This is a genomic window from Streptomyces sp. NPDC046197 (assembly GCF_040646295.1).
In the GTDB taxonomy this organism is placed as follows: Bacteria; Actinomycetota; Actinomycetes; order Streptomycetales; family Streptomycetaceae; genus Streptomyces.
In genome coordinates, this window is record NZ_JBEYZY010000014.1 from 182,650 (window position 1) to 202,460 (window position 19,811).

18 protein-coding genes are annotated in these 19,811 nt (G+C 72.9%); 2 read left to right on the top strand and 16 right to left on the bottom strand.

Annotated elements, in window-relative coordinates; translation table 11 throughout:
• Positions 1-88: 88 nt before the first annotated feature.
• The 4 genes from AB0A61_RS21475 to AB0A61_RS21490 all read right to left on the bottom strand — a co-directional run bounded on the left by AB0A61_RS21475 (position 89) and on the right by AB0A61_RS21490 (position 3,043).
• Entirely contained in the window at positions 89-220 is a 132-nt protein-coding gene (locus AB0A61_RS21475) for a hypothetical protein (RefSeq protein WP_361294273.1), read from the bottom strand.
• A 223-nt stretch (positions 221-443) separates the two neighbouring features.
• Positions 444-2,336, bottom strand: coding sequence for a BTAD domain-containing putative transcriptional regulator (locus tag AB0A61_RS21480; protein WP_361294276.1), 1,893 nt, complete (start codon positions 2,334-2,336; stop codon positions 444-446).
• Positions 2,337-2,389: 53 nt separating this feature from the next.
• Positions 2,390-2,563: a hypothetical protein gene (locus AB0A61_RS21485; protein ID WP_361294278.1), complete on the bottom strand. Its 174-nt coding sequence runs from the start codon at positions 2,561-2,563 to the stop codon at positions 2,390-2,392.
• Positions 2,564-2,743: 180 nt separating this feature from the next.
• Entirely contained in the window at positions 2,744-3,043 is a 300-nt protein-coding gene (locus AB0A61_RS21490) for a hypothetical protein (RefSeq protein WP_361294281.1), read from the bottom strand.
• Between the two features lie 389 nt (positions 3,044-3,432).
• Here AB0A61_RS21490 and AB0A61_RS21495 point away from each other — a divergent pair, with 389 nt between their 5' ends.
• Entirely contained in the window at positions 3,433-4,428 is a 996-nt protein-coding gene (locus tag AB0A61_RS21495; protein ID WP_361294284.1) for a LuxR C-terminal-related transcriptional regulator, read from the top strand.
• Between the two features lie 34 nt (positions 4,429-4,462).
• Here AB0A61_RS21495 and AB0A61_RS21500 read toward each other — a convergent pair whose 3' ends face one another.
• From AB0A61_RS21500 to AB0A61_RS21555, 12 genes are all read right to left on the bottom strand, one after another.
• On the bottom strand, positions 4,463-6,031 hold the full coding sequence (locus tag AB0A61_RS21500) for a DHA2 family efflux MFS transporter permease subunit (RefSeq protein WP_361294287.1): 1,569 nt from the start codon (positions 6,029-6,031) through the stop codon (positions 4,463-4,465).
• A 41-nt stretch (positions 6,032-6,072) separates the two neighbouring features.
• Positions 6,073-7,230, bottom strand: coding sequence for a hypothetical protein (locus tag AB0A61_RS21505; protein ID WP_361294290.1), 1,158 nt, complete (start codon positions 7,228-7,230; stop codon positions 6,073-6,075).
• Entirely contained in the window at positions 7,227-7,907 is a 681-nt protein-coding gene (locus AB0A61_RS21510) for a hypothetical protein (RefSeq protein ID WP_361294293.1), read from the bottom strand. The genes AB0A61_RS21505 and AB0A61_RS21510 overlap by 4 nt, the downstream gene beginning before the upstream one ends.
• The gene (locus tag AB0A61_RS21515; protein WP_361294296.1) at positions 7,907-10,222 is read right to left on the bottom strand and encodes a beta-ketoacyl-[acyl-carrier-protein] synthase family protein; all 2,316 of its coding nucleotides are present in this window, start codon (positions 10,220-10,222) and stop codon (positions 7,907-7,909) included. The genes AB0A61_RS21510 and AB0A61_RS21515 overlap by 1 nt, the downstream gene beginning before the upstream one ends.
• Entirely contained in the window at positions 10,222-11,256 is a 1,035-nt protein-coding gene (locus tag AB0A61_RS21520; RefSeq protein ID WP_361294299.1) for an aminomethyl transferase family protein, read from the bottom strand. Before AB0A61_RS21520 ends, AB0A61_RS21515 begins: the two co-directional genes overlap by 1 nt.
• A 126-nt stretch (positions 11,257-11,382) precedes the next feature.
• Positions 11,383-13,398 carry a GNAT family N-acetyltransferase gene (locus AB0A61_RS21525; protein WP_361294302.1) on the bottom strand — a complete coding sequence of 672 codons (2,016 nt, stop codon included), beginning with the start codon at positions 13,396-13,398 and terminating at the stop codon, positions 11,383-11,385.
• A gap of 45 nt (positions 13,399-13,443) precedes the next feature.
• Positions 13,444-13,953: a 3-hydroxyacyl-ACP dehydratase FabZ gene (gene fabZ, locus AB0A61_RS21530; RefSeq protein WP_361294305.1), complete on the bottom strand. Its 510-nt coding sequence runs from the start codon at positions 13,951-13,953 to the stop codon at positions 13,444-13,446.
• 2 nt (positions 13,954-13,955) lie between these two features.
• Positions 13,956-14,246 (bottom strand): phosphopantetheine-binding protein, encoded by a 291-nt coding sequence (locus AB0A61_RS21535; protein ID WP_361294308.1) that lies wholly within the window; start codon positions 14,244-14,246, stop codon positions 13,956-13,958.
• 60 nt (positions 14,247-14,306) lie between these two features.
• A complete protein-coding gene (fabG, locus tag AB0A61_RS21540) occupies positions 14,307-15,068 on the bottom strand; it encodes a 3-oxoacyl-ACP reductase FabG (protein WP_361294311.1) in 762 nt (253 codons plus the stop codon).
• Positions 15,065-16,093: a 2,3-diaminopropionate biosynthesis protein SbnB gene (sbnB, locus tag AB0A61_RS21545; RefSeq protein ID WP_361294314.1), complete on the bottom strand. Its 1,029-nt coding sequence runs from the start codon at positions 16,091-16,093 to the stop codon at positions 15,065-15,067. Before sbnB ends, fabG begins: the two co-directional genes overlap by 4 nt.
• Positions 16,090-17,160 carry a 2,3-diaminopropionate biosynthesis protein SbnA gene (sbnA, locus tag AB0A61_RS21550; protein WP_361294317.1) on the bottom strand — a complete coding sequence of 357 codons (1,071 nt, stop codon included), beginning with the start codon at positions 17,158-17,160 and terminating at the stop codon, positions 16,090-16,092. The genes sbnB and sbnA overlap by 4 nt, the downstream gene beginning before the upstream one ends.
• Positions 17,157-19,547, bottom strand: a complete 2,391-nt coding sequence (locus AB0A61_RS21555; protein ID WP_361294320.1) for a lantibiotic dehydratase — start codon at positions 19,545-19,547, stop codon at positions 17,157-17,159. Before AB0A61_RS21555 ends, sbnA begins: the two co-directional genes overlap by 4 nt.
• Here AB0A61_RS21555 and AB0A61_RS21560 point away from each other — a divergent pair.
• Positions 19,528-19,811: hypothetical protein (locus tag AB0A61_RS21560; protein ID WP_361294322.1), on the top strand; the 284-nt coding region annotated here is incomplete at its 3' end. The two genes, AB0A61_RS21555 and AB0A61_RS21560, sit on opposite strands and share 20 nt — an antisense overlap.

The window sequence follows — 19,811 nt, forward strand, 5'->3', positions numbered from 1 at the left end:
GCCGGGCGGTGCGTTGGCTCGGGCGCGGGGCCTCGGATGCGGGGCCTCGGGCGCGGGGCCTCGGGCGCGGGGCCTCAGGTGCCGCGCCTCAGGTGCGTTCCTTCTCCAGCAGGGCCACGCAGCGGCCCAGGAGTCCGGTCAGTGCCGTGCGTTCCTCGTCCGTGAACTCGGCGGCCAGGGCCCGCTCCACGCGTACCGCGCGGGCGTCGGCGCCGGCCATCACGGTGCGGCCCGCAGTTCGACAAGGGCGGCCCGATGGGCCCGGGGACACCGGAGACACCGTTCACGGTGGCCTGGGTCAGCGGGATCTGACGGGCCGGCGGGCACGGCGCTGCCGGCGCGCGCCCGCGGGTGCCGGAGGGACGCAGGCCGCGGCGGCCGTGCGGGAGGCCTGCGCGGCCCGGCTCAGCACCTGGTGCTGGGCACGATGAGCACAGGTGGGGCTACGCCGTGGCCGCAGCCGCCAGTTGCCCGTCCGGCACCGCCGGTGACGAGGGCTCCGGTTCCTCGACCGGCAGGTCGAGCGTGCAGTCGCGGATCAGGTTGTGGAAGGAGAACCGGGCCGGGGTGTCCTCCCGGATGAGGTTGTTGTCGATCAGTACGTCGAAGTGGCGCTCCACGTCGCCGACCGGCAGCCCGGTGACCGCGGCCGCGTGATCGACGTCGTACGACGGGGACGGGTGCCGGCTGATGAGCCGGCTGAACCACCGCTGGGAGGGGTTCAGATGCTGGTAGGACGTGCGCAGCATGGACATCAGGTCGCGGTCGGCGGTCTGCAGGCAGCGGGTCCGCTGCGGGGTGCTCGCGAGCCGGTCGACGAGGTCCGCGATGGCCCACGCGGGCCGGCCGCACAGCCGGGTCGCCGCGATACGGATGGCCAGCGGCAGCCGGCCGCACAGCTCGACGGCCCGGTCGACCTGCTCGGGCTCACGGGCGGCGCGCTGCTTTCCGGCGATGCGGACGAACAGTGACACCGCGTCCTCGTGCGGCAGGACATCCAGCCACAGCGGCAACGCGCCGTCCAGCGCGGTGAGTTTGCGGCGGCTGGTCACCAGGACGAGCGCGCCGCCGGTGCCGGGCAGCAGCGGCGTCACCTGGGCGGTGTCCGCCGCGTCGTCCAGGACCACCAGGCACCGCTCGCCCGCCAGCCGCGACCGCCACAGGGCGCTGCGCTCCTCCAGGCTGCCGGGGATCTCCTCGGGGGGCACGCCGCTCGCCTGGAGGAGGGTGGCGAGCGCCTGTTCGGGGGGCAGTGGCGGCCGGTGCGCGCTGAAGCCGTGCAGTCCGATGAAGTACTGGCCGTCCGGGTAGCGGGTCGTGACGCGGTGGGCGACGTGGACGGCGAGGGTGGTCTTGCCCACGCCGCCCATCCCGTCCACCGCGATCATCAGGGGCGACTCGCCGTGCTCCTGTCCGGCCGCGTCCAGCAGGGAGTCCAGCTCGTCGGCGCGGCCGGTGAAGTCGGTCAGGTCATGGGGCAGGTAGTTCACATAGTTCCCGCACCGGCCCGAGGCGGGCGCGGCCAAGCGGTGTGCGGGGCGCTCCTCGCGCTGCGTCCGCTCCGGGCTCACCGCGAGGCCGGCCGCGCCGGGGCCGTGCGCCGCCGGGGAGTCGGCGAGGATCTCCGCGTGCAGCGACCGCAGGTGCTGGCTCGGCTCCAGGCCGAGTTCCTCCGCCAGGAACCGCCGGCCGACGTCGTAGACCGCGAGGGCGTCGGCCTGCCGGCCGCTGCGGAAGAGGGCGAGCATCAGGCTGCCGCGCAGCGAGTCACGCAGCGGGTACTCGGCGAGAAGCGCGTGCAACTCCCCCACCAGCGAGCTGGTTTCGCCGTTGCGCAGCCGCAGGGCCATGAGGTCCTCGAGGGCGGTCAGCCGCTGCTCGTTGAGTTTGACCGCGGCCGAGGCGACCGCCGGGCAGGGGATGCCGGCGAAGGCGTCGCCGCGCCAGAGATCCACCGCCGACTGCAGTATCCGGACGGACTCGGTGAGCCGTCCTTCCCGCTCGGCCGTCTTGGCGGCACGGACCCGTTTGGCGAAGCGGTGGGCGTCCACGGCGTCGTCGGGGACCATGAGCCGGTACCCGACGTCCATGGTCACCAGGCTGGTGTCCTCGGCCGCGGACAGGATGCGGCGCAGGTCGCGGATGGCGTTGTGGACCTGCGGGCGTGCCGACGGCGGCGGGTCCTCCCACAGCTCGTCCACCAGCACATCCACCGGCACCACCCGGTTGGCGTTCAGGAGCAGCAACGCCAGGAGTTTCTGCTGGCGCCTGCCCCGCACGCGGACCGGTTCACCCGCCTCGCGCGTCTCCAGCGAACCCAGAACGAGGAATTCCATTTCTTCTGTCCCCCGATGTGCTTCGGCGGTTCAGCACCGGATCCGCGGGATGCTCACTTTCCCCAGGTGACGTCGTCCGGGGTCTCGACCGTCGTGGTGGCACTTTGCTCGGCCTCGACTACTCCGGGAATGTGCTGAACGTGGTCCACGAAGCTCACCGTCAATGTCATTCCGGCCGCGGCGAGAAGGGCGGAGGCGACGATTCTGGAGACACGGGTAGCCGGCACGGAATTATCTCCTTCGGTGACGAGCGGATTTCAGGGGCGATTCCCTGGGGTTCATCGGCTGCTCTCGTTTCCGCCGATGTCTCCACTGTGCTCGACCGCCGGGCCGGAGGGAACAGAGATCGACTGGACGGAACATGCACTGTCCTAAGACGTCCACCGCGACCTGCGGCGACGGACGGCTCAGGTGTCCCACCAGGGGCCGGGCACCAGGACGGCCTCGGCGGTCACGACCTGGAATCCGCGCAGGTCGGGGTGGTGCGCCACGGCCCGTTCCGCGAGCCGCCCGGCGCTGTCCTCGGCCGCGGCGAGACTGCCGGCGAGCAGGAAAAGGCCCAGCGTGACCTCTCCGCGAGGGCCCTTGTGGACCGTGACGTGCTCAAGGCCGTCCTCTCTTTCCGCGCACGACGTGACGATCGCGGCCAGGTCGGGCCGATCCGCTGTGCCGTCCGGGCCCTGAAGGCGCACGTGAATCAGATACATGTGTTCATCTTCTGCGCTGGAATTCCGCAGGGCAGCAGGTCGGGGTGGACGGTTTGTGCCATGGCATAAAAAGTCACTCGTGGCGCCGGGCCGGAGGGCATAAATTGGCCAGGATGTGAGGGTGCCGGCCACCGGGGCCGGTGCATTCACCGGCCAAGGACCGCCCGGCCGCCACCCGGCCGCCACCTGCCGTGGGCAGGCGTATGCCACCCCCCGACGGCCCTCGCGTACGCGGTGCGCGGGCCGCGGCGCAGTTGGTTGAACGTTGGCCAAATTGGCCGGAACCGGCCGCACCGTCATCTCCGGAGCATCGGGAGTTCAACATCAGTAAGCTCAGGGGCACTAAGTTTCGAACTCAGTGAGTTTGATGATGCCAGGGGGACTGCATCATGTTGGACGTTCTGGGACTCGATGCTGAAGCCGAAGCCATCTACCGGGGGATGCTGACCAATCCCCTGGACGGTGTGGCGGCGCTCGCTGCCCGGCTGGGCCTGACGGAGGAACGAATACGAAGAGGACTGGACCGGCTCAGTGAACTGGCGCTGATCCAGCCTTCGGGCAGGGAGGGCATAGGGTTCCGGGCGATAGACCCGGAGACGGCGATGGAGGTGCTGCTGGCCCGCCAGCAGGCGGAGTTGGCGGCCCAGCAGATGCGGGTGGAAGCCTCCCGTGCCGCGGCCGCCCAGCTGATCGCGGAGTGTTCGGCGCTGCGCCCGCGCGCCCTGGACCAGACCTCCGAGCAGTTGCTGGGGCCCGACGCGATCCGGGAGCGGCTCGCGCAGCTCGCCGGTTCCGCGCGGACCGAGGTCACCACCTTCGCTCCGGGCGGCGCGCATTCGGCCGAGGACCTCGCGGCCAGCCGCAGGCCCAACGCCGACCTGCTCGGCCGCGGGGTGCGGATGCGCACCGTCTACCTCGACAGCGTGCGCAACCACGCGCCCACGCTGGAGCACGTCAGCTGGCTGCACCAGCACGGCGGGCAGGTCCGCACCGTGCCCGACCTGCCGATCCGCATGATCATTTTCGACCGGAGCCAGGCGGTGCTGCCGATCGACACCAGCGACGCCCGGGCCGGCGGGGTGGTGCTGCGCGGCGCCGGGACGGTCGCGGCGCTGTGCGCCCTGTTCGAGAGCGTGTGGAGCACGGCGATCCCGCTGGGCAGCACCCCCAAGTGCGGGGCGAAGGACATGCCGCCGCAGGAGCGCGCGGTGCTGAAGATGCTCGCCCAGGGCTACACCGACGAGGCCATCGCCAAACGCCTCGGCGTCTCGCCCCGCACGGCCCGCCGGATCGCCGCCAATCTGATGGAACGCCTGGACGCCCGCAGCCGCTTCGAGGCCGGAGTCCACGCCGTGCAGGACGGCTGGCTCCCCTCCTCGCGGTGACCGCGGGCGCCCCGGTCGCACCGGTCCCTCCCCGTCAGGCCGCGGCCGCGCTCCGGCGGGCCTCGCGACGGTCCGCGGCGAGCAGTGCCAGGGCGGGGAGCAGTGTGACGGCGTAGACGCCGAGGAGCCAGGCGAAGGAGTGCGCGAAGGCGCCCGGCACCAGCCCGTGGCGCTGCCGTGCCGCCGCGTCCAGGATCACCGTCACCACGGCCAGGGCGACGGCGCCACCGATCCGCTGGATCAGGTTGAGCTGCGAGGAGGCGTCCGGGATGGACTGCGGCCGGATCGACTGGAACGCCCGGGTCATGGCGGGCACGATGGTCAGGCCCGTGCCCAGGCCGCGGACCATGAGGCTGGCGCACAGCAGCGGATACGGCGTGTGCGCCGACAGCCCGGTCAGGGGCACGGTGGCCAGCATGGTGAGCGAGATGCCGACGACCACGGTGCCGCCCCCGCCCAGCCGCTTCATCAGAACGCGGCACAGCCAGGCCGCGGAGACCACGCCGAGACCTCCGGTGGACATCAGCAGACCGGTCGTCACGGCGCTCTCGCCGCGCGCGGACTCGAAGTACAGCGGAATGAGCATCATCGGCGAGTAGAGAACGAAGCCCAGGCAGAAGATGTTCACCGCGGCCGTGCGGTAGACGCGGTGGGCGAACAGGCGCAGGTCCAGCAGCGGGAAGCGGGCGCGCAGCTGGCGCACCACGAACACGGCGCCGCTCAGCACGGCGAGGGCCAACGGCAGCAGCAGGGACGGCCGGGCGTGCAGGCCCACGCCGGAGAAGGCGTGGACGGCCAGCACCGTGCTCACCGTGCAGGTGGCCGAGGACAGCAGTCCCACCACGTCCAGCGGCTTGGCCTCGTTGCCGGCCGGGGTGTCCTTGCGGACCCAGCGCAGGGTGACGGCCAGCAGGGCCGCGCACAGCGGCACGTTGACCGCGTACACCGCGGACCATCCCCCCGCCTGGACCAGCAGGCCGCCGATCGTGGGCCCGAGCAGCGGGCTGATCAGCATGACACTGCCGTTCAGTCCCTGTACCCGGCCCAGGTGTTCGCGCGGTACGCCGGTGGTGAGCAGGATCGTCGAGACGGGGGTGAGCACACCGGCGGCGGCGCCGGACACACCGCGCGCGGCGATCAGCTCGGGAAGCGTCTGGCTGAACGCGCAGGCCGCCGAGCCCAGCGCGAACAGCACGGTGGCACCGGCGAACACGCGCTTGACGCCGAACCGGGTGGCCAGCCAGCCGGTGGCGGGCATCAGGGCCGCCAGGGCGATCAGGTACGTGGTCACCACCCACTGCACCTGGTTGATGGCGCCGAAGCGGGCGGTGGTGTCCTGCAGGGACACATTGACGATGGTGGTGTCGAGCAGGGCGAGGAACCCGCCGGTGATGGCGGCGGCGATGGTCAGGGCGGTCGGGCCGGACGGGCCCGAGGACGCGGCGGGCGCGGCGGGCGCAGTGGACGGGGAGGGCTCGGCCTGGGCCTCCTCGGCCTCGGCCGGTGCGGGGGCCGCTTCCGGCTGCTCCGAGTCCGCAGCCGGGGCCTCAGGGCTCTGCGGAGGACTCGGCGCCTCTTCGTTGGTCGGATTGGTCAGCGACATGTGGGCGCATCCTTAGGAAGTCAACAGGTGGGAAAGCCGGTTCAGTCCGCCGACATGAGCGCGTGCTCGATCCCGTCGAGGACCGCCTCGCCCGCCGCGCGGGCCCCGGGGCGGTTGCGGCACGAGAGGGTCAGCTCGGTGGCGTCGTCGATCTGGCAGGCGCTCAGGAACATCTCGGCGTAGGGCACGAGCATCGGCAGCGTGGAGAACGCGGTGGGCCGGAACCGGTCGGTGCGCAGCTCGTCGGTGTCGATCCGGCCGTGGTCGGTGATGATCGCCGTACAGGGGAAACGGGTGCCGTCCAGCTCCTGCGCCTCGCGCAGCGAGTTGGCGAACGGGTTCTGGCGCAGGAAGTCGCGGCTGAGCGAGGCGACTTCGCGCCTCTGCAACAGCGCCCGCACGATCCGGCCGTGCAGCGACTTCCAGCTCTCGTCGCGCTCGAAGTCCAGCACCAGCTGGGAGGTCAGGTTGGCGCTGGAGCGCACCGAGCGGTCGTGCCGGCGCAGGTCCACCGGCACGACCAGGCGGCCGGTGCCGGTGGCCAGGTGCGCGGAGAGGGCGGCGGCCACGCGGGCGGTGACCGCCGACGGGCAGGCCCGCACGCGCCGCCGGATCCACAGCGGGGTGCCGTCGGCCGGACCGTCACCGAGCAGGGCGGGGAAGCCCGCGAGCCGGGCGGCCGGCTGGGCAGGGGGCACCTTTCCGGCCGCGGTACGGAAGTGGGTGTCGTCGACCACCGAGTCGGCACCGACCGGCTCCTCGCCGCGCAGCACCCGGAACACGTCGGCGGTCCACTGCCGCAGGCCCCGGCCGTCGGTGACGATGTGACTGGCGCGCACGAACAGCCGGGTCACCGCTCCCCCGCTGAGGCCGGCCTCGCAGACCGGGCCGGTGACGACGTCGAGGTCCCGGTGGAAGAACGGGTCGTCGAAGCCGGTGTCCTCGGGCAGTTCCACGACCGGCGGCGGGGGGCCGTCGGCGCGCCAGGCCGCGGCCCGCCGCCGTACCGCGAGGCCCGGGTTGGCGAGCGTGGCGGCTCGTACGGCCTCGCGCAGGGCGTCGGGGTCGATACGGCCCTCGCCCTCGACGACCATCTGGATCAGCTGCGGGGTGCCGGTCGCCGCCGCGTTCAGATAGCCGCGCTCGATCTGGGAGATGCGGCGGGTGTAGGGCCGCAGTGCCGTTGCCGTCGCTGTCATGCCGCCTCCTTCGGGGTCGGGGCGCCGGTACCGTCCGGCCGCCGCCGCACGTGCACGGGCACGGGCTCGTCGGCCGCGAGGGCGAGGTGCATCGAGGAGCCGAGCGTGGTCGAACGCACCGCGCAGCCCGGGACGTTGGTGGACCGCCAGCCCGGCCGCCAGGCAGGCAGCCGGACCCCGGCGAAGGTCTCCTTCGTGACGTGCGAGGCCTTGATGAGCGCCTCGCACTCGGCGAAGTCCCGGATGGTGGCGGGTTCGGGCCGGCCGAGCAGGGTGCCGAGCCAGCGCATGGCGTACGGCCGCTCGCGTTCGTCCTGGAGGTCCACTCCCACGTGCGGGCCGGTGGACAGGGCGACGGCACTGTACTCGTCGCAGTGCGCCACCGAGACGAAGAGGCCGTACGCCGGGACGCTCCAGCGCTTGTGCACGTCCCGGGCGAGGTCCCGGGCGGTGATGTCGAGCCCGTACACGCCACGGACGGCCTCGATGATCAGGGACCGGCCGGAGCGGCTGAGCCGGTGCCCCATCCGGTCGCGGGGGAGGTGGGGGTGGTGGGTGACCAGGCAGTCGATCACCGCGGGCCGGTGAGGGTGCCGGGCCCCGGGGGCTGTGCCCCCGGGACGGTCCGGCCTTTCCTCAGCCGCGTCCGTGCCCACGTCCATCAGCGCCGCGCCCATCACGCCTCCGCGTCGAACACGGCAGCCGCGTACGAGCCGCCGTAGGCGAAGCTGGACAGCAGCAGCCTGCCGTGCGGTGCGTCACCGCTCAGCGCGGCCACCAGACCGAGTGCCCCGGCGCTGCCGTACGTCTCCCCCAGCAGCGCCTTCGGTGCGACGGACGGGCGGTCGGCGAGACCGGCCAGGCGCAGCGCCCGGGCCTGGGCCAGGTCGACCAGGCTGTACCCGGAGGCGGCCGAGACGACGGTGCCGATCTCGTCGGGGGTGACCTCGGCCTCGGCCATCGCCGCGCGCAGGGCCCGTGCCCAGGCCTCTCCGTCGCGGCCGATGCGGCCGATGCCCGCCGGCTCGCCCGAGGCGCCGTATCCGAGGACCCGGGCCAGGACGTCCGCACCGCGGGCGGCGGCCGACTCCCGGCTCTCCAGCAGGATCGCGGCGGCCCCCTCGCTGAGCACCATTCCGGTACGGCCGCCGGGGACCACCCGCGCGGTGCGGGCGTAGCCGGGCAGCCCGGCCTGGGTGGCCAGCGCCTGCTCGGGGAACTCGTCGGCGATCACGACCATGATCCGGTCGCACGCGCCGCGGGCGATGACGCGGGCCGCGAGCTGGAGGGCCAAGACCGAGCTGGTGCCGCCGTTGGCGATGGTGGCGGTGTAGCCGCGGTAGCGGTGCAGCATCGCCACGTGTCCGGCGGCCGCGTTGACGACCGTGTTGGCGAACAGGGCGGGGTTGGCGCCGTTGATGCCCCGCTGGAGTACGCCCTTGTGGAACTGGAGGACCGAGGTGACCGGTCCGTAGCCGGTGGCGAACACGATGCCGGTGCCCTCGGCCTCGGTCCGCGACGGCTTGCCGTGCCGGCCGTACAGGTCGGCGACCGCGGCGGCGGCCAGCAGGCTCAGCGGGTCCATCCGGCGGGCGCGGCTGGGGTTGATGCCCCGGGAGGCGGACTTGACGTCGATCCGGCCGACCGGAACCTCGCCGATGCCCTCGACGTGCTCGACGCCGGTGAAGCAGGGGCGTTCGCCGTTCAGGGCGGCGACGAGGCCGGCGGTGTTGCCGGCCGCGCCCGCCAGGCCCGCCACGCCGGTGACGACGACGTCGTGGACGGACTCCGTACGACGCGGGGCCGAGCCGGGCCGGCCCGGCCGGTTGAGGACGACGGAGGCGTTGTTGCCGCCGAAGGCGAAGGAGTTGGAGAGCACCACCTCGGGCGCCGCCGCGCGCCCCGCGTCCGGGACGACGTCCAGGCCGAACGGCTGCTCCACGCCCCGGGTGTTGATCGTCGGGGGCAGCGTCCCGCGGTCGATCGCCAGGGTGCTGACGACCGCCTCCACGGCGCCGGCGGCGCCGAGGGTGTGCCCGATGATCGACTTGGTGGAACTGGCCGGCGGGACGGACGAGCCGAACAGCAGCTTGACCGCCTTGGGTTCGGAGGCGTCGTTGGCGGGCGTGCCGGTGCCGTGCAGGTTGAGGTAGTCGACGTCGTCCGGGCCGAGACCGGCGGTGTCCAGGGCCTGCGCCATGGCGGCGCAGGCACCCTTGCCGCTGGGGTCCGGGGCGGTCTGGTGGTAGCCGTCGCAGGACAGGCCGTATCCGCCGAGCTCCGCCAGCACCCGGGCGCCCCGCGCGGCCGCCCGGTCCGCCGGCTCCAGGACCATGAACCCGGCCCCCTCGCCGAGGGTCAGCCCGGTGGAGGCCGACATCGGCGAGCAGGGCTCCGGGTCCAGGGCCCCCAGGGCGCTGAACCCGAACGCCGACAGGGAGGCGAGCGGGTCGACGCCGCCGCAGATGACGTGGTCGACGTCTCCCTTCCACAGCAGCTCCGCCGCGTAGCCCAGGGCCACCGCGCTGGCGGCGCAGGCGTTGGAGAGGACCACGCGCGGCCCGCGCAGGTCGAACTCGGCCGCGATGTAGTCGCCGACACAGGGCAGTTGGGAGGCGGCCGCCTGCTCGGCGTCCAGTCTGCCCTCGTGCACAAGGCCCGCGTGGACGCCCTCCAGTGTCGGCATCGCGCCGAGGCTGGAGCCCACCACCACCGCGACCCGGTCCCGGTCGACGGTGTCGAGGTCCAGGCCGCTGCCCTGCAGCGCCTCGCGGATGGCGGTCGCGGCCAGGCCGTAGCAGCGGTCGAGGTCGGCCGGCTGTTCGGCGGTGACCATGCCCGCCCACTCGGTCAGCAGCTCGGAGGTGTCGAAGAGGGTGTTGGTGCGGATGCCGGACGCCCCGGCGGTGATGGACGACCAGCCCTTCTCGACGTCGTCCCCGGCCCCGGTGATCAGCCCCAGGCCGGTGAGGGCGATTCTCGGCGTGGTCATCAGGAGATCCTCGTGGTGAGCGAGCGGGCGATGACGCGGGGCAGGGTCACGGTGCGCAGCGGGCGCTCGGCGCCCTGCTCGTCCTCGGCGGCCAGCTCCAGACCGGGAACCCAGAAGGGGGCGTCCAGCAGCGCGAGGACCAGTTCCTCCTCCGGGTTGGCGGAGGGCGCCTGCCACAGGACGGTGCCGACCGTCTCACCTCCGGCCGTCACCTCGGATCCGGCGGTGAAGCGGCTCTCGGCCGGGGCGGCGAGGGCGGCCAGCCTGGCCGACTCGGGGGTCGGCTGCACCAGGTCGTCGGAGCCGTGGAACTCGCCGATGCGGTTCCAGTCGACCATCCAGGACAGGTCGGCCTCGTTCACCGTCAGCCCGGCGAACCCGGCCGCGTACACGGCCATCCCGGCCTCGGCCTGCACCCGGACCAGTCCCTCGGCGCCCACCGGCGCGCCGCCCTCCTCGGCGACGGCCGCGAGGACGGCCTCGTGGGCGGCCCCGGGGGCGTTGGACAGCAGGAGGTAGCCGTACTCGCCGGTGGTACCGACTCTCGCCAGGTGGGCCAGGGCGGCCGGCTCGTCGGGCAGCGCGGACTCGGTGACCGCGTGCAGGGTCAGGCCGGAGATGTCGAAGTCGACGAACTTGGCGGCCACGGACCAGGCGGTCGGGCCCTCGAAGGCGCTGGCGCCCCAGCCCTCCGGCTCGACCTCGATGGTGACGTCCTCGGGGGTGTCCAGCTGCTCCAGGTAGGCGCGCAGCTCGTCGGCGGTGACCTCGGTGCGCGGCAGCAGCCAGGCGTCGTCGCCGATCTCGAAGTGCAGCAGGATCGCGAACGGGGTGCCGTCGGCGTTCAGCGCGAGCGCCTCACGGACCGTGTCGGGCTCGACGAACTCGCCCGACCTGGCCAGGAACTGGTCCAGCAGGGAGATTCGCTCGTCGCCGGAGATCCGCACCAGCGGGGCGGAGATGCGGTAGGCGCCGACGGTGGTGCGGACGGTGGCGTAGTCGTCCGTCTCGGTGCGGAGCGGGGCGGTGGTCATGATGGGCGGTTCCTTTCGGTTCGATTCAGAACGAAGCAGCATGAATCCGTACGGATCGGCACTCATCGGTGTGGATAAGGGCGGATCAGTACGAAGGGTTTGAAGTGCTGGTGGGAAGTCCGGTGGTCACAGGGCGGGTTCGCCGCTCACGGCCAGGTACCAGGCGCTCGGCCGCCGGGCCGGGGACGCGCAGCCGATGAGCAGGCCGGAGGCGGTCGTGCGCAGGACGATCTCCGCCTCGCCCGGCCCGGGCCGGTCGGGCCGGCAGTGCAGCCAGCTGCCGTCGGACAGGCGGACCGCGGCCGCCGCGGCCCACACCTGACGGAAGTCGGGGGAGTTCAGCTCCCACCGGGTGCCCGCGGAGTCGATCACCACGGTGGTCTCGCGGGGCGTGTTCGGGGTGACCCAGAGAACGACCTCCTCCTCGCTGTCGGGGGCCTGGATGTCGACACGGACCGGCCCGCCGGTGGCATCGGGCGCGGTGAGCTCGAAGCCGATCCCCTCCTGCGGGCCGTACAGGCCGAGCGGGTGCTTCTCCGCCCAGGCGGAGGTGGACCTGACGCCCCAGCCCAGCCCGCTGGCGCGGCTGAACCGGCTGTTCTCGGTGGTGACCCACATCCCGGCGCTCCAGCGGGGGTTGTTGCCGAAGGCCCGGGCGCGCGGGAAGGGGCTGCGCAGGACCTTGGTGCCGCCCTCCCGCCAGGCGACCACGCCTGCCGCCGAGGCGTCGAGCTGGATCCGGCGGGGGCCGGCCACCGGCGCCGCGGCCGGGGCGGCGGGCGCGGCGGGCGCGTCCTGCGGGCGGAACTCGGTGCGCAGCCGGGCCACCCCGTCCGGCCCGGTGCGCAGTCCGCGCTCCAGCAGGCCGCCGTGGATCAGCCGGACCGGCTCCCCCACCGGCACCCGCACGCTCCACGTGGCGCCGGTCCAGGTGAGTTCGCCGCCGACGGGGGCGACCTGGGCGGCCGCGACCACCTCGGAGGCGTCGCGGACGCCGAGGCCCAGCCCGATGGGGTGGCCCGGCCCGGCGCCGGGGGCGAAGGTGCCCTGGCGCAGCGGGACGGTCTGGAACACGCGTCCCGGCCGGCGGGTGAAGGTGAAGTCCTGGCTCAGCACCCCCTGGGTGAGGGTGACCGTGCCGACGACCTCGTCCTCGCCGCACCGCTCCGTGACCCGCACCCCGTGTTCGACGGGGACGAGCTCCAGGTCGCGCGGCTCGCCCTCGCGCCAGCCCGCCGAGCGGTCCGCCCGGCAGCTGGGCCAGGTGGAGACGAACACCGGCCCGTGGTGGCCCTCGGCCAGCACGCGCACGGTCCCGTCGTCGCCGTCCACCTCGACCGCCAGGGCGCCGGAGGCGAACCGGTGCGGTTCCGGCCGGCGGGGGGCGCGTACCCGGTACGGCGGTTCCGCCAGCCGCAGTGCCCGGCCGGTGCCGTCGGGCCCGGTGACCTCCGCCTCGCGTACGGCGCCACGGTCGACGTCGACGCTCGCGGTGAGCCGGAACTCGCCGAGGGCCAGGCAGTAGTCGACGGTGCGGACGCCGTCCACCAGGCGGACGTCGGAGCGCAGTTCGTCGTCGCGGGACTCGGTGACGGTGGCGAAGCTGTTCAGTCCGCCGAGGGCGGCCCGGACGTCGGGCCCGAGGTCCGCGAACACACTGCGCAGGATCAGCGGGATGTAGTTGTGCAGCTCGACGTTGCCGTCCTCGCCGGGGGCGGTCTGTCCCACGGAGACGCAGCCGACGCGCCGGTAGAGCCGGAAGGCCACGGTGTTGGCCGGGTTGACGGTCAGCCGCAGCACGAGGCAGCCGGACTGCACCATCCACTCGACGGCATCCGTGAACAGCCGTCCGGTGATCACGCCGTTGCGGTAGGCGGGTGCCACGAAGAACATGTCGGCGATGAGTTCACCGGCGCGGGCGGAGCGTCGGCCGGTGTTGTGGAACAGGCCGAAGGTGCCCACCACACGCCCGCCGTCGACCGCCACGAGGAACGTGCCCGTGTCGCGCTCGGCCAGTTCGCGCTCCAGCTCCCGGCCGGTGATGCCTCCGGCTACCGGGTTGGGGTTGTCGCGGTGGCGGTTGTAGAGCTCTGCGATGTCATGCGCGTCGCCCTCCTGGTACGGGCGGATCGTGATGGACATTCCACACCTCCTTCTGTTCGGGTCGGACTCGTACGGGGTGGAGGGCTAGGACTTGCGTCCGGTGGTGACGATGAGGGAGCCGGCGGCGGCGAGTTCGGAGCCGACGGTGGCCCGCACCGACACCTGCCGCAGGCCGCCAAGGCGCTGGCCGAGCTTGGCCTCGAGGGTGAGCTGGTCGCCCGGGACGACCAGCCGGGAGAACTTCATCGAGCTGATGGAGCCGAGGTAGCCGACGCTCTGCGAGGGGTCGCCGTCACCCTGCGGCTCGGGCGACTCGATCATCTCGGCGACGTACACGACGGCCACGAGCTGGGCCATCGCCTCGACGATCATCACGCCGGGCATGATCGAGTGGTCCGGGTAGTGCCCGGCGAAGAAGGGCTCGTTCACCGAGACGCTCTTCACGCCGCGGCCCGACGCGCCGGGGACGACGTCGTAGGCCCGGTCGATCATCAGCATGGGCCAGCGGTGCGGAAGCATCCGCTTGATGTCGTCGGAGGAGTAACTGAACTTCTTCTTCGCCGCCTTGGCGGGTGCTTCGGAGGTGACCGACACGCTCACACCTCGCGGGCTTCGATGAAGTCGAGGAGGGCGTTGATGGAGCCGAAGGCCTCGAAGTCGTCGTCGCTGATCAGCACGTCGTACTCGTTGTTGACCATGACGACGATCTCCAGGGTGTCCAGCGAGTCCATCTCCAGACCACGGCCGAACAGCGGCTGGTTGTCGGAGACGACGGCCGGCTCCACATCCAGGCCGAGCCGGTCGATGATCATCGACTTGACCTTCATGTTCTTCTCCAGGCGGGCCTCGGCCTGGCTGCGGATGTCCTCGAAGGTGGCGACGGACATGGGGGTTCCTTTCGATGAGAGGTGACCAAGAAGAGGTGACCAAGTAAGGGTTGGTATGCGTCAGTTGGGGATCATTCCGCCGTCGACCGTGAGCACCTTGCCGGTGATGTAGGAGGCGGCGGGGCTGGCCATGAAGGCGGTGGCCTGGGCCACTTCGGCCGGGGTGCCCATACGGCCCATGGGGATCGCCTGCAGGGCCTCCTTCATCTGGGCGGGCGGCACCTTCTTGACCATGTCGGTGTCGATGAAGCCGGGCGCGACCACGTTGACCCGGATGCCGCGCGGGGCCACCTCGTACGACAGGGTCTTGGCCAGGGAGATCACTCCGCCCTTGCTGGCGGCGTAGTTGGCCTGTCCGGCCCGGCCCGCGATGCCGCTGGTGGAGGCGATGAAGACGATCGCGCCGCCACTTGCGTACATCTGCTTGGTGGCCTCACGGGCGGTGAAGAAGGTGCCGGTGAGGTTGGTGCCGATGACCTGCTGCCACTTGGCGCCGCTCATGGCGGCCAGATGGCCGTCGGCGGTCACGCCGGAGTTGAGGACGGCGACGTCCAGGGAGCGCCAGGCCGTCTTCAGCTCCTTGAACATGGCGGCCACCCGGGTCTCGTCGGAGATGTCCGCCTGGAGCAGCAGGGCCTCGCGGCCCAGGGCGCGGATCCGCTCGGCTACCTCCTCGGCCTTGGCGGCGTTGGAGCGGTAGTTGAGGGCGACGTCGCAGCCGTGCTCGGCCAGGGTGATCGCGATCGCCGCGCCGATGCCCCGCGAGGCGCCGGTGACCAGGGCCTTGGTGCCCTCGGCGAACAGGGTGCCCGGGGCGCTCATGCTTGGCCCCCCAGCATCGCCGCGGTCACCCGGTGGCTGCCCGGGTCGAAGCCCTCGGCCTCGGTGCCCAGGCCGGCCTCGGTGGCGGCCCCGAGGACCGCCTGGGCGACCGCGAGGTCGAGGATGCCCAGGCCGAAGGGCGAGAAGATCACGGAATCCCCGGTCGCCGGGGGCTCGGTGCAGCCCAGCACGGTGGCGATCTCGGCGTGCACGAACTCCCGGTGACCGACCTCCTGTTCGGCCTTGTGCAGGGAGGTCTGCTCGCGGATGGCGTGCTCGATGTCGTCGACGACGTTGTAGGCGTCCAGGACCGAGTTCGTGCTCAGGTCGCGCAGGGAGAGGTGCAGGATCACCTGGCCGGCGGGCCGCCCGGGGTGCTTGTCCAGGTCGAGCCAGTACGTCGAGTCGGTGGTCGCGATGCTGACGGTCTCGGCGCCGAGCGCGTCGCCGACGTCACCGGTGCGGAAGGTGATCCGCGGATACTCGGACTCCAGTTCGGCCGCGAAGACCTCGGCGCGGCCCGGGACGACGTCCTGGAGCACCACCGTGTCCAGCTCGGGGTGGGTCAGTGTGAGGAAGGCGAGGACGCGGTGGTTGATGGTGCCGCAGCCGATGAGGCCGGCGGTGCGCACCCGGCGGTCGCCGTGCAGGGCCCCGGCGGCGAGGGCGGCGCTCGCGGCGGTGCGCGAGGCGGAGATCTGGCTGCCCTCCAGCAGGGCCTTGGGGTAGCCGGTGGCCAGGTCGTTGAGGATCTGGACCGAGGAGGCCCGCTGCAGCCCCTTCTCCACGTTCGCGGGGAAGGAGGAGATCCACTTCAGGCCCATCACCGGCTCCGGGCCGCCCAGGTAGGCGGGCAGGGAGATGATGCGGGAGCCGGCCGGCTGCGGCGGGCGCAGGAAGCTGGAGAACGGCACCTGCGAGTGGCCCTGGCCGTGCAGCACGTAGGCGGTGCGCACCGCGTCGAGGACGGCGGGTTCGAGACCCGCCAGAGCGGCTTTGACGTCGTCCCGTCCGAGGATCTTCACGGCTCGCTCCTTTCTTGGTCGTTGGCCTGGTCGGTGTCTTGGAAGAGCGGGGTTTCCTGGAAGTTGGCCTCGACCCACGCATCGGAGTAGATGGTGTCGAGGTAGCGGTCACCGCCGTCCGGAAGCACCGCCACACAGGTGACGCCCGCCTCCAGCCAGCCGACGGCCCCCTGCAGTGCGGCGATCACCGCGCCGGACGAGCCGCCGGCGAGGATGGACTCGTCGGCGAGCAGCCGGCGGCAGCCGCGCACGCAGTCGAAGTCGGTGACCTTGACGACCCGGTCGGCGAGCCCGGGCCGCAGCAGCGGTGGGACGACCGCCGCACCGTGCCCGGGGATCGTGCGCCGGTGCCCGCGTTCCCACGGCTCCGGCGGTCCGAAGATGACGCTGCCGACCGCGTCCACCGCGACCACCCGGGTGTCCAGGCCGTTGTCCTGGATGTACTCGGCGCAGCCGCGCAGCGTGCCGGTGGTGCCGGCCGCGAGGAACAGGTAGTCCGGACCGCCGGGCAGCGCCTCGCAGATCTCGCGCATGGTGTGGTGGTGCGCCCGGGCGTTGTACTCGTTGGCGTACTGGTTGGGCCAGTAGGCGTCCGGCACGCTCTCCAGCAGGGAGCGGACCCGCTTGATCCGGGACGGCAGGTACTCGCCGGTGTCCGGGTCGCGGTCGACGACCTCGACCTTCGCGCCGTATGCCCGCATGATGGCGGCGTTCTGCTGGGTGGTGCGCGGGTCGACCACGCAGACGAGGTCGAGCCGGTAGAAGTTGCAGAGCTGGGCGAGGGCGATGCCGAGGTTGCCCGAGGAGGACTCCACGACCGTGGACACCCCAGGGACGAGCTTGCCGGCCTTGATGGCGTGCTCGATCATCGACTTGGCGGCGCGGTCCTTGATGCTGCCGCCCGGGTTGAAGCGCTCGCACTTGGCGTACACCTGGAACCGGGCGGGCGGGAACAGCCGGTCGAGGGCGACGAGCGGGGTCGATCCGATCGTCGCGACGATGTCGGGATCCCGGGAGCGGGTGGCGCCTAGCGCCAGCGCCGCCCCGTCGGATGCGAGGACGGTCATTCCGGCACCTTTCTGCTGATCTGGAGCCGCAGTTCGCTGACGTAGCGCTCGCCGTCCGCGTCCGCCAGCCAGGAGTCGTCCGGGGCCGGCAGCGGCTCGCTGAGGGTCACGAGGGCATCGGGGTCGAGGCGGCGCGCGGTGCGGACGAGGTTGGCGAAGGAGAGCACGAGGGTCGGACTGGTGAGGTCGACGAGGGACGGCTTGGTCTCCTCGGGGAACTTGACGAAGAGCAGGTCGGGCAGAGCGTGCGCGGCCACCCAGCGGCGTACGGCGAGGTAGTCGCGCTCCCGGTCGGCCTTCTGGGGCAGGGCGATTCCGGCGACGGGCAGCCGCCAGGTCTCCCGGAACAGGACCAGGTCGTCGAGGGTCACGCGCGGTGCGTGGGCCCGGTCGAGTCCGATCTTGAAGGCGTCGGCGGCGATGATGGAGACCGGCACCGCGAGCAGTTCGGCGATGCTCCACGCGCGCCCGTCCGGGGTGGTCGCGGTGACGGTGCCGTCCGACTCGGCGAGCGTGATCGCCGCCGCCGGATCGACGCGGGTCCGGTCGTCGTACGGGGCCCGGGTGAAGCCGATCAGCCGGTCCCGGGCGCCGATCGGCGCGGGGACCATACGGCCGCTGTTGCGCTTCCACTCGACCGGCAGCAGCGGCACCAGTCGCGGGGCGCCGATCGCCGCGTTGACCTTGTCCCGCAGCGAGCCGGCGTCGGTGGTCCAGTCGAGGAACGGCAGGTCCAGCGTGGCCAGGCAGGCGTGCAGTTCGCCGAGGACGACGGTGTGCTCGCCGGAGTTGACGGCGTCCGCGGACGGGGCCACCACCTGCAGGTCGGGGCTGTGCACGGCGATATGGGGCGAGCGCACCGGTCCGGTGGCGAAGACCGCGCGGGCCCGTTCCTCGATCTCCACGGCCTTCAGCCGCACCGGCACGGAGCCCGGGGCCGCCGCGTCCAGGGCGAGCACCTCGCGCCATTTCCCGGCCAGTTCATGGGTCGCGGTGTGCACGGGCGTGGCGTTGTCCCCCCAGAACAGACCGAGCACCTGCGTCCACACGTCGGCGAGGGTCACCTGCGGGCGGCGGGCCGCGGCCTTGCGCACGAACCCGGCGACCTCCGCCTCCACCAGCTCGGCGAGCCGGTTGCCGAACCAGTCCGCCGCGTCGGCGACCAGGGCCAGCGGACGGGCGAGCGCGTCGAAGAAGTCGCGCCCCAGGTCCATCCGGCAGTCACGCAGGGAGTCCTGGTAGCAGAGCGTGCGCCCGGCGTACGCCTTGCCCTCCTCGCGGGAGGCCGCCTGTCCGGTCGTACGGACGAAGAAGTCGTCGAGCCGGTCGAGTGCCTCGACGAGCTCCTCGGCGCTGCCCGCCCGGTCGATGGCGCCGCGCAGCCGGTCCAGTTCGGTGACGACCGCCTCGCAGCGGACGAACAGCTCCGGGTCGCCGATGCCCGCCACCCGGCGCCGCAGGATCTCCTCGGCGCGCACGTCCACCGGGATGTTGGCGTCCCAGGTGAGCACCCGCTGCTTCAGCAGCCGGGTCAGGATCTTCTCCGCCCGCTGCCGTGCCGTGGCCGGATCCCAGCCGGTGGCTTCCGTGATGGCCTCGCCGTTGCGGTCTCCGTCGGCCAGACGCAGCACCGCCACGTCGTCCTCGCGCAGCCGCACCGTGCGTCCGCCCTGCATGACCAGCCGGTCGCCGTCGAGGTGCACGTCGGGCCGGAGCACCGGCGGGAACCACCAGCGGGCGCCGGGCTGTGCGGCCATCCAGTCGGCCAGGGCGGCCACCGTCCAGCGTTCGAGGAACGTCCGGCTCGCGGCGGTGAGCGCCGGGCCGTGCTCGACGTCGACCGCGCGCTGCCCCCGGGCCACGGACATCCAGGCCGCCGGGCCGAAGAAACCGATCGTCTCCGCCTTGGCGCAGTAGCGCAGCCAGTACATCGCCAGGGTGCGCTCGCGCCGCCGGCGCTTGGACTCCGGGCCCCGGCCCGCCGCGATCGAGTCCAGCAGGTGGTACACCGTGCGGTTCTGCCAGGCGATGGCCCGCCGCACCCGGTCGTCGGCGGCGAGCCGGGCGAGCTGCCCCGACTCGGCCTCGGTGTCCGCCCGGTAGGCCGCCGTGAACTCCTCGTGGCCGCTTGCGCCGTGCTCGACGAGGGCCGCCGCCCGGGCGGCCCGGGGACCGCCGAGCAGGTCGAGGCCGGAGACCGGGAAGCCCGCGCTGCGCAGCAGCCCGACCCCCCACACCCGCCAGTCGCTGTCTCCCAGCCGGTACGCCGGGCCGAACGCCGACCAGTCGAGGGGGCGGCCCCCGCCGTGCGCACCCACCGGCCGCCGGCCCTCGGCACCGGCACCGGCACCAGGTGTGGCGTCGGCTGTGGCGTCGGCTTCGAGCACCGAGGTGGCCGTGGGCGTCGCGGCCGTAGCCGCCGTGGCGGCCGTCGTCGCCGTGACTGCCGTGGCGGCGGGAGCGCCCCTCATCGCCGTACCGGCCGTCGTGGCCGCGGCGGCCGTGGCCGTCGTGGGCCTGGCTGCCGGGGGCGCCGTGGCGGCGGGAGCGCCCGTCATCGCCGTACCGGCCGTCGTGGCCGCGGCGGCCGTGGCCGTCGTGGGCCTGGCTGCCGGGGGCGCCGTGGCGGCGGGAGCGCCCGTCATCGCCGT

Excerpts from the sequence above, each read along its gene's own strand:
- AB0A61_RS21475 (WP_361294273.1), bottom strand. The coding sequence starts at position 220 with ATGGCCGGCGCCGACGCCCGCGCGGTACGCGTGGAGCGGGCCCTGGCC.
- AB0A61_RS21480 (WP_361294276.1), bottom strand. The coding sequence starts at position 2,336 with ATGGAATTCCTCGTTCTGGGTTCGCTGGAGACGCGCGAGGCGGGTGAA.
- AB0A61_RS21490 (WP_361294281.1), bottom strand. The coding sequence starts at position 3,043 with ATGTATCTGATTCACGTGCGCCTTCAGGGCCCGGACGGCACAGCGGAT.
- AB0A61_RS21495 (WP_361294284.1), top strand. The coding sequence starts at position 3,433 with ATGTTGGACGTTCTGGGACTCGATGCTGAAGCCGAAGCCATCTACCGG.
- AB0A61_RS21500 (WP_361294287.1), bottom strand. The coding sequence starts at position 6,031 with ATGTCGCTGACCAATCCGACCAACGAAGAGGCGCCGAGTCCTCCGCAG.
- AB0A61_RS21505 (WP_361294290.1), bottom strand. The coding sequence starts at position 7,230 with ATGACAGCGACGGCAACGGCACTGCGGCCCTACACCCGCCGCATCTCC.
- AB0A61_RS21510 (WP_361294293.1), bottom strand. The coding sequence starts at position 7,907 with ATGGGCGCGGCGCTGATGGACGTGGGCACGGACGCGGCTGAGGAAAGG.
- AB0A61_RS21515 (WP_361294296.1), bottom strand. The coding sequence starts at position 10,222 with ATGACCACGCCGAGAATCGCCCTCACCGGCCTGGGGCTGATCACCGGG.
- AB0A61_RS21520 (WP_361294299.1), bottom strand. The coding sequence starts at position 11,256 with ATGACCACCGCCCCGCTCCGCACCGAGACGGACGACTACGCCACCGTC.
- AB0A61_RS21525 (WP_361294302.1), bottom strand. The coding sequence starts at position 13,398 with ATGTCCATCACGATCCGCCCGTACCAGGAGGGCGACGCGCATGACATC.
- AB0A61_RS21535 (WP_361294308.1), bottom strand. The coding sequence starts at position 14,246 with ATGTCCGTCGCCACCTTCGAGGACATCCGCAGCCAGGCCGAGGCCCGC.
- fabG (WP_361294311.1), bottom strand. The coding sequence starts at position 15,068 with ATGAGCGCCCCGGGCACCCTGTTCGCCGAGGGCACCAAGGCCCTGGTC.
- sbnA (WP_361294317.1), bottom strand. The coding sequence starts at position 17,160 with ATGACCGTCCTCGCATCCGACGGGGCGGCGCTGGCGCTAGGCGCCACC.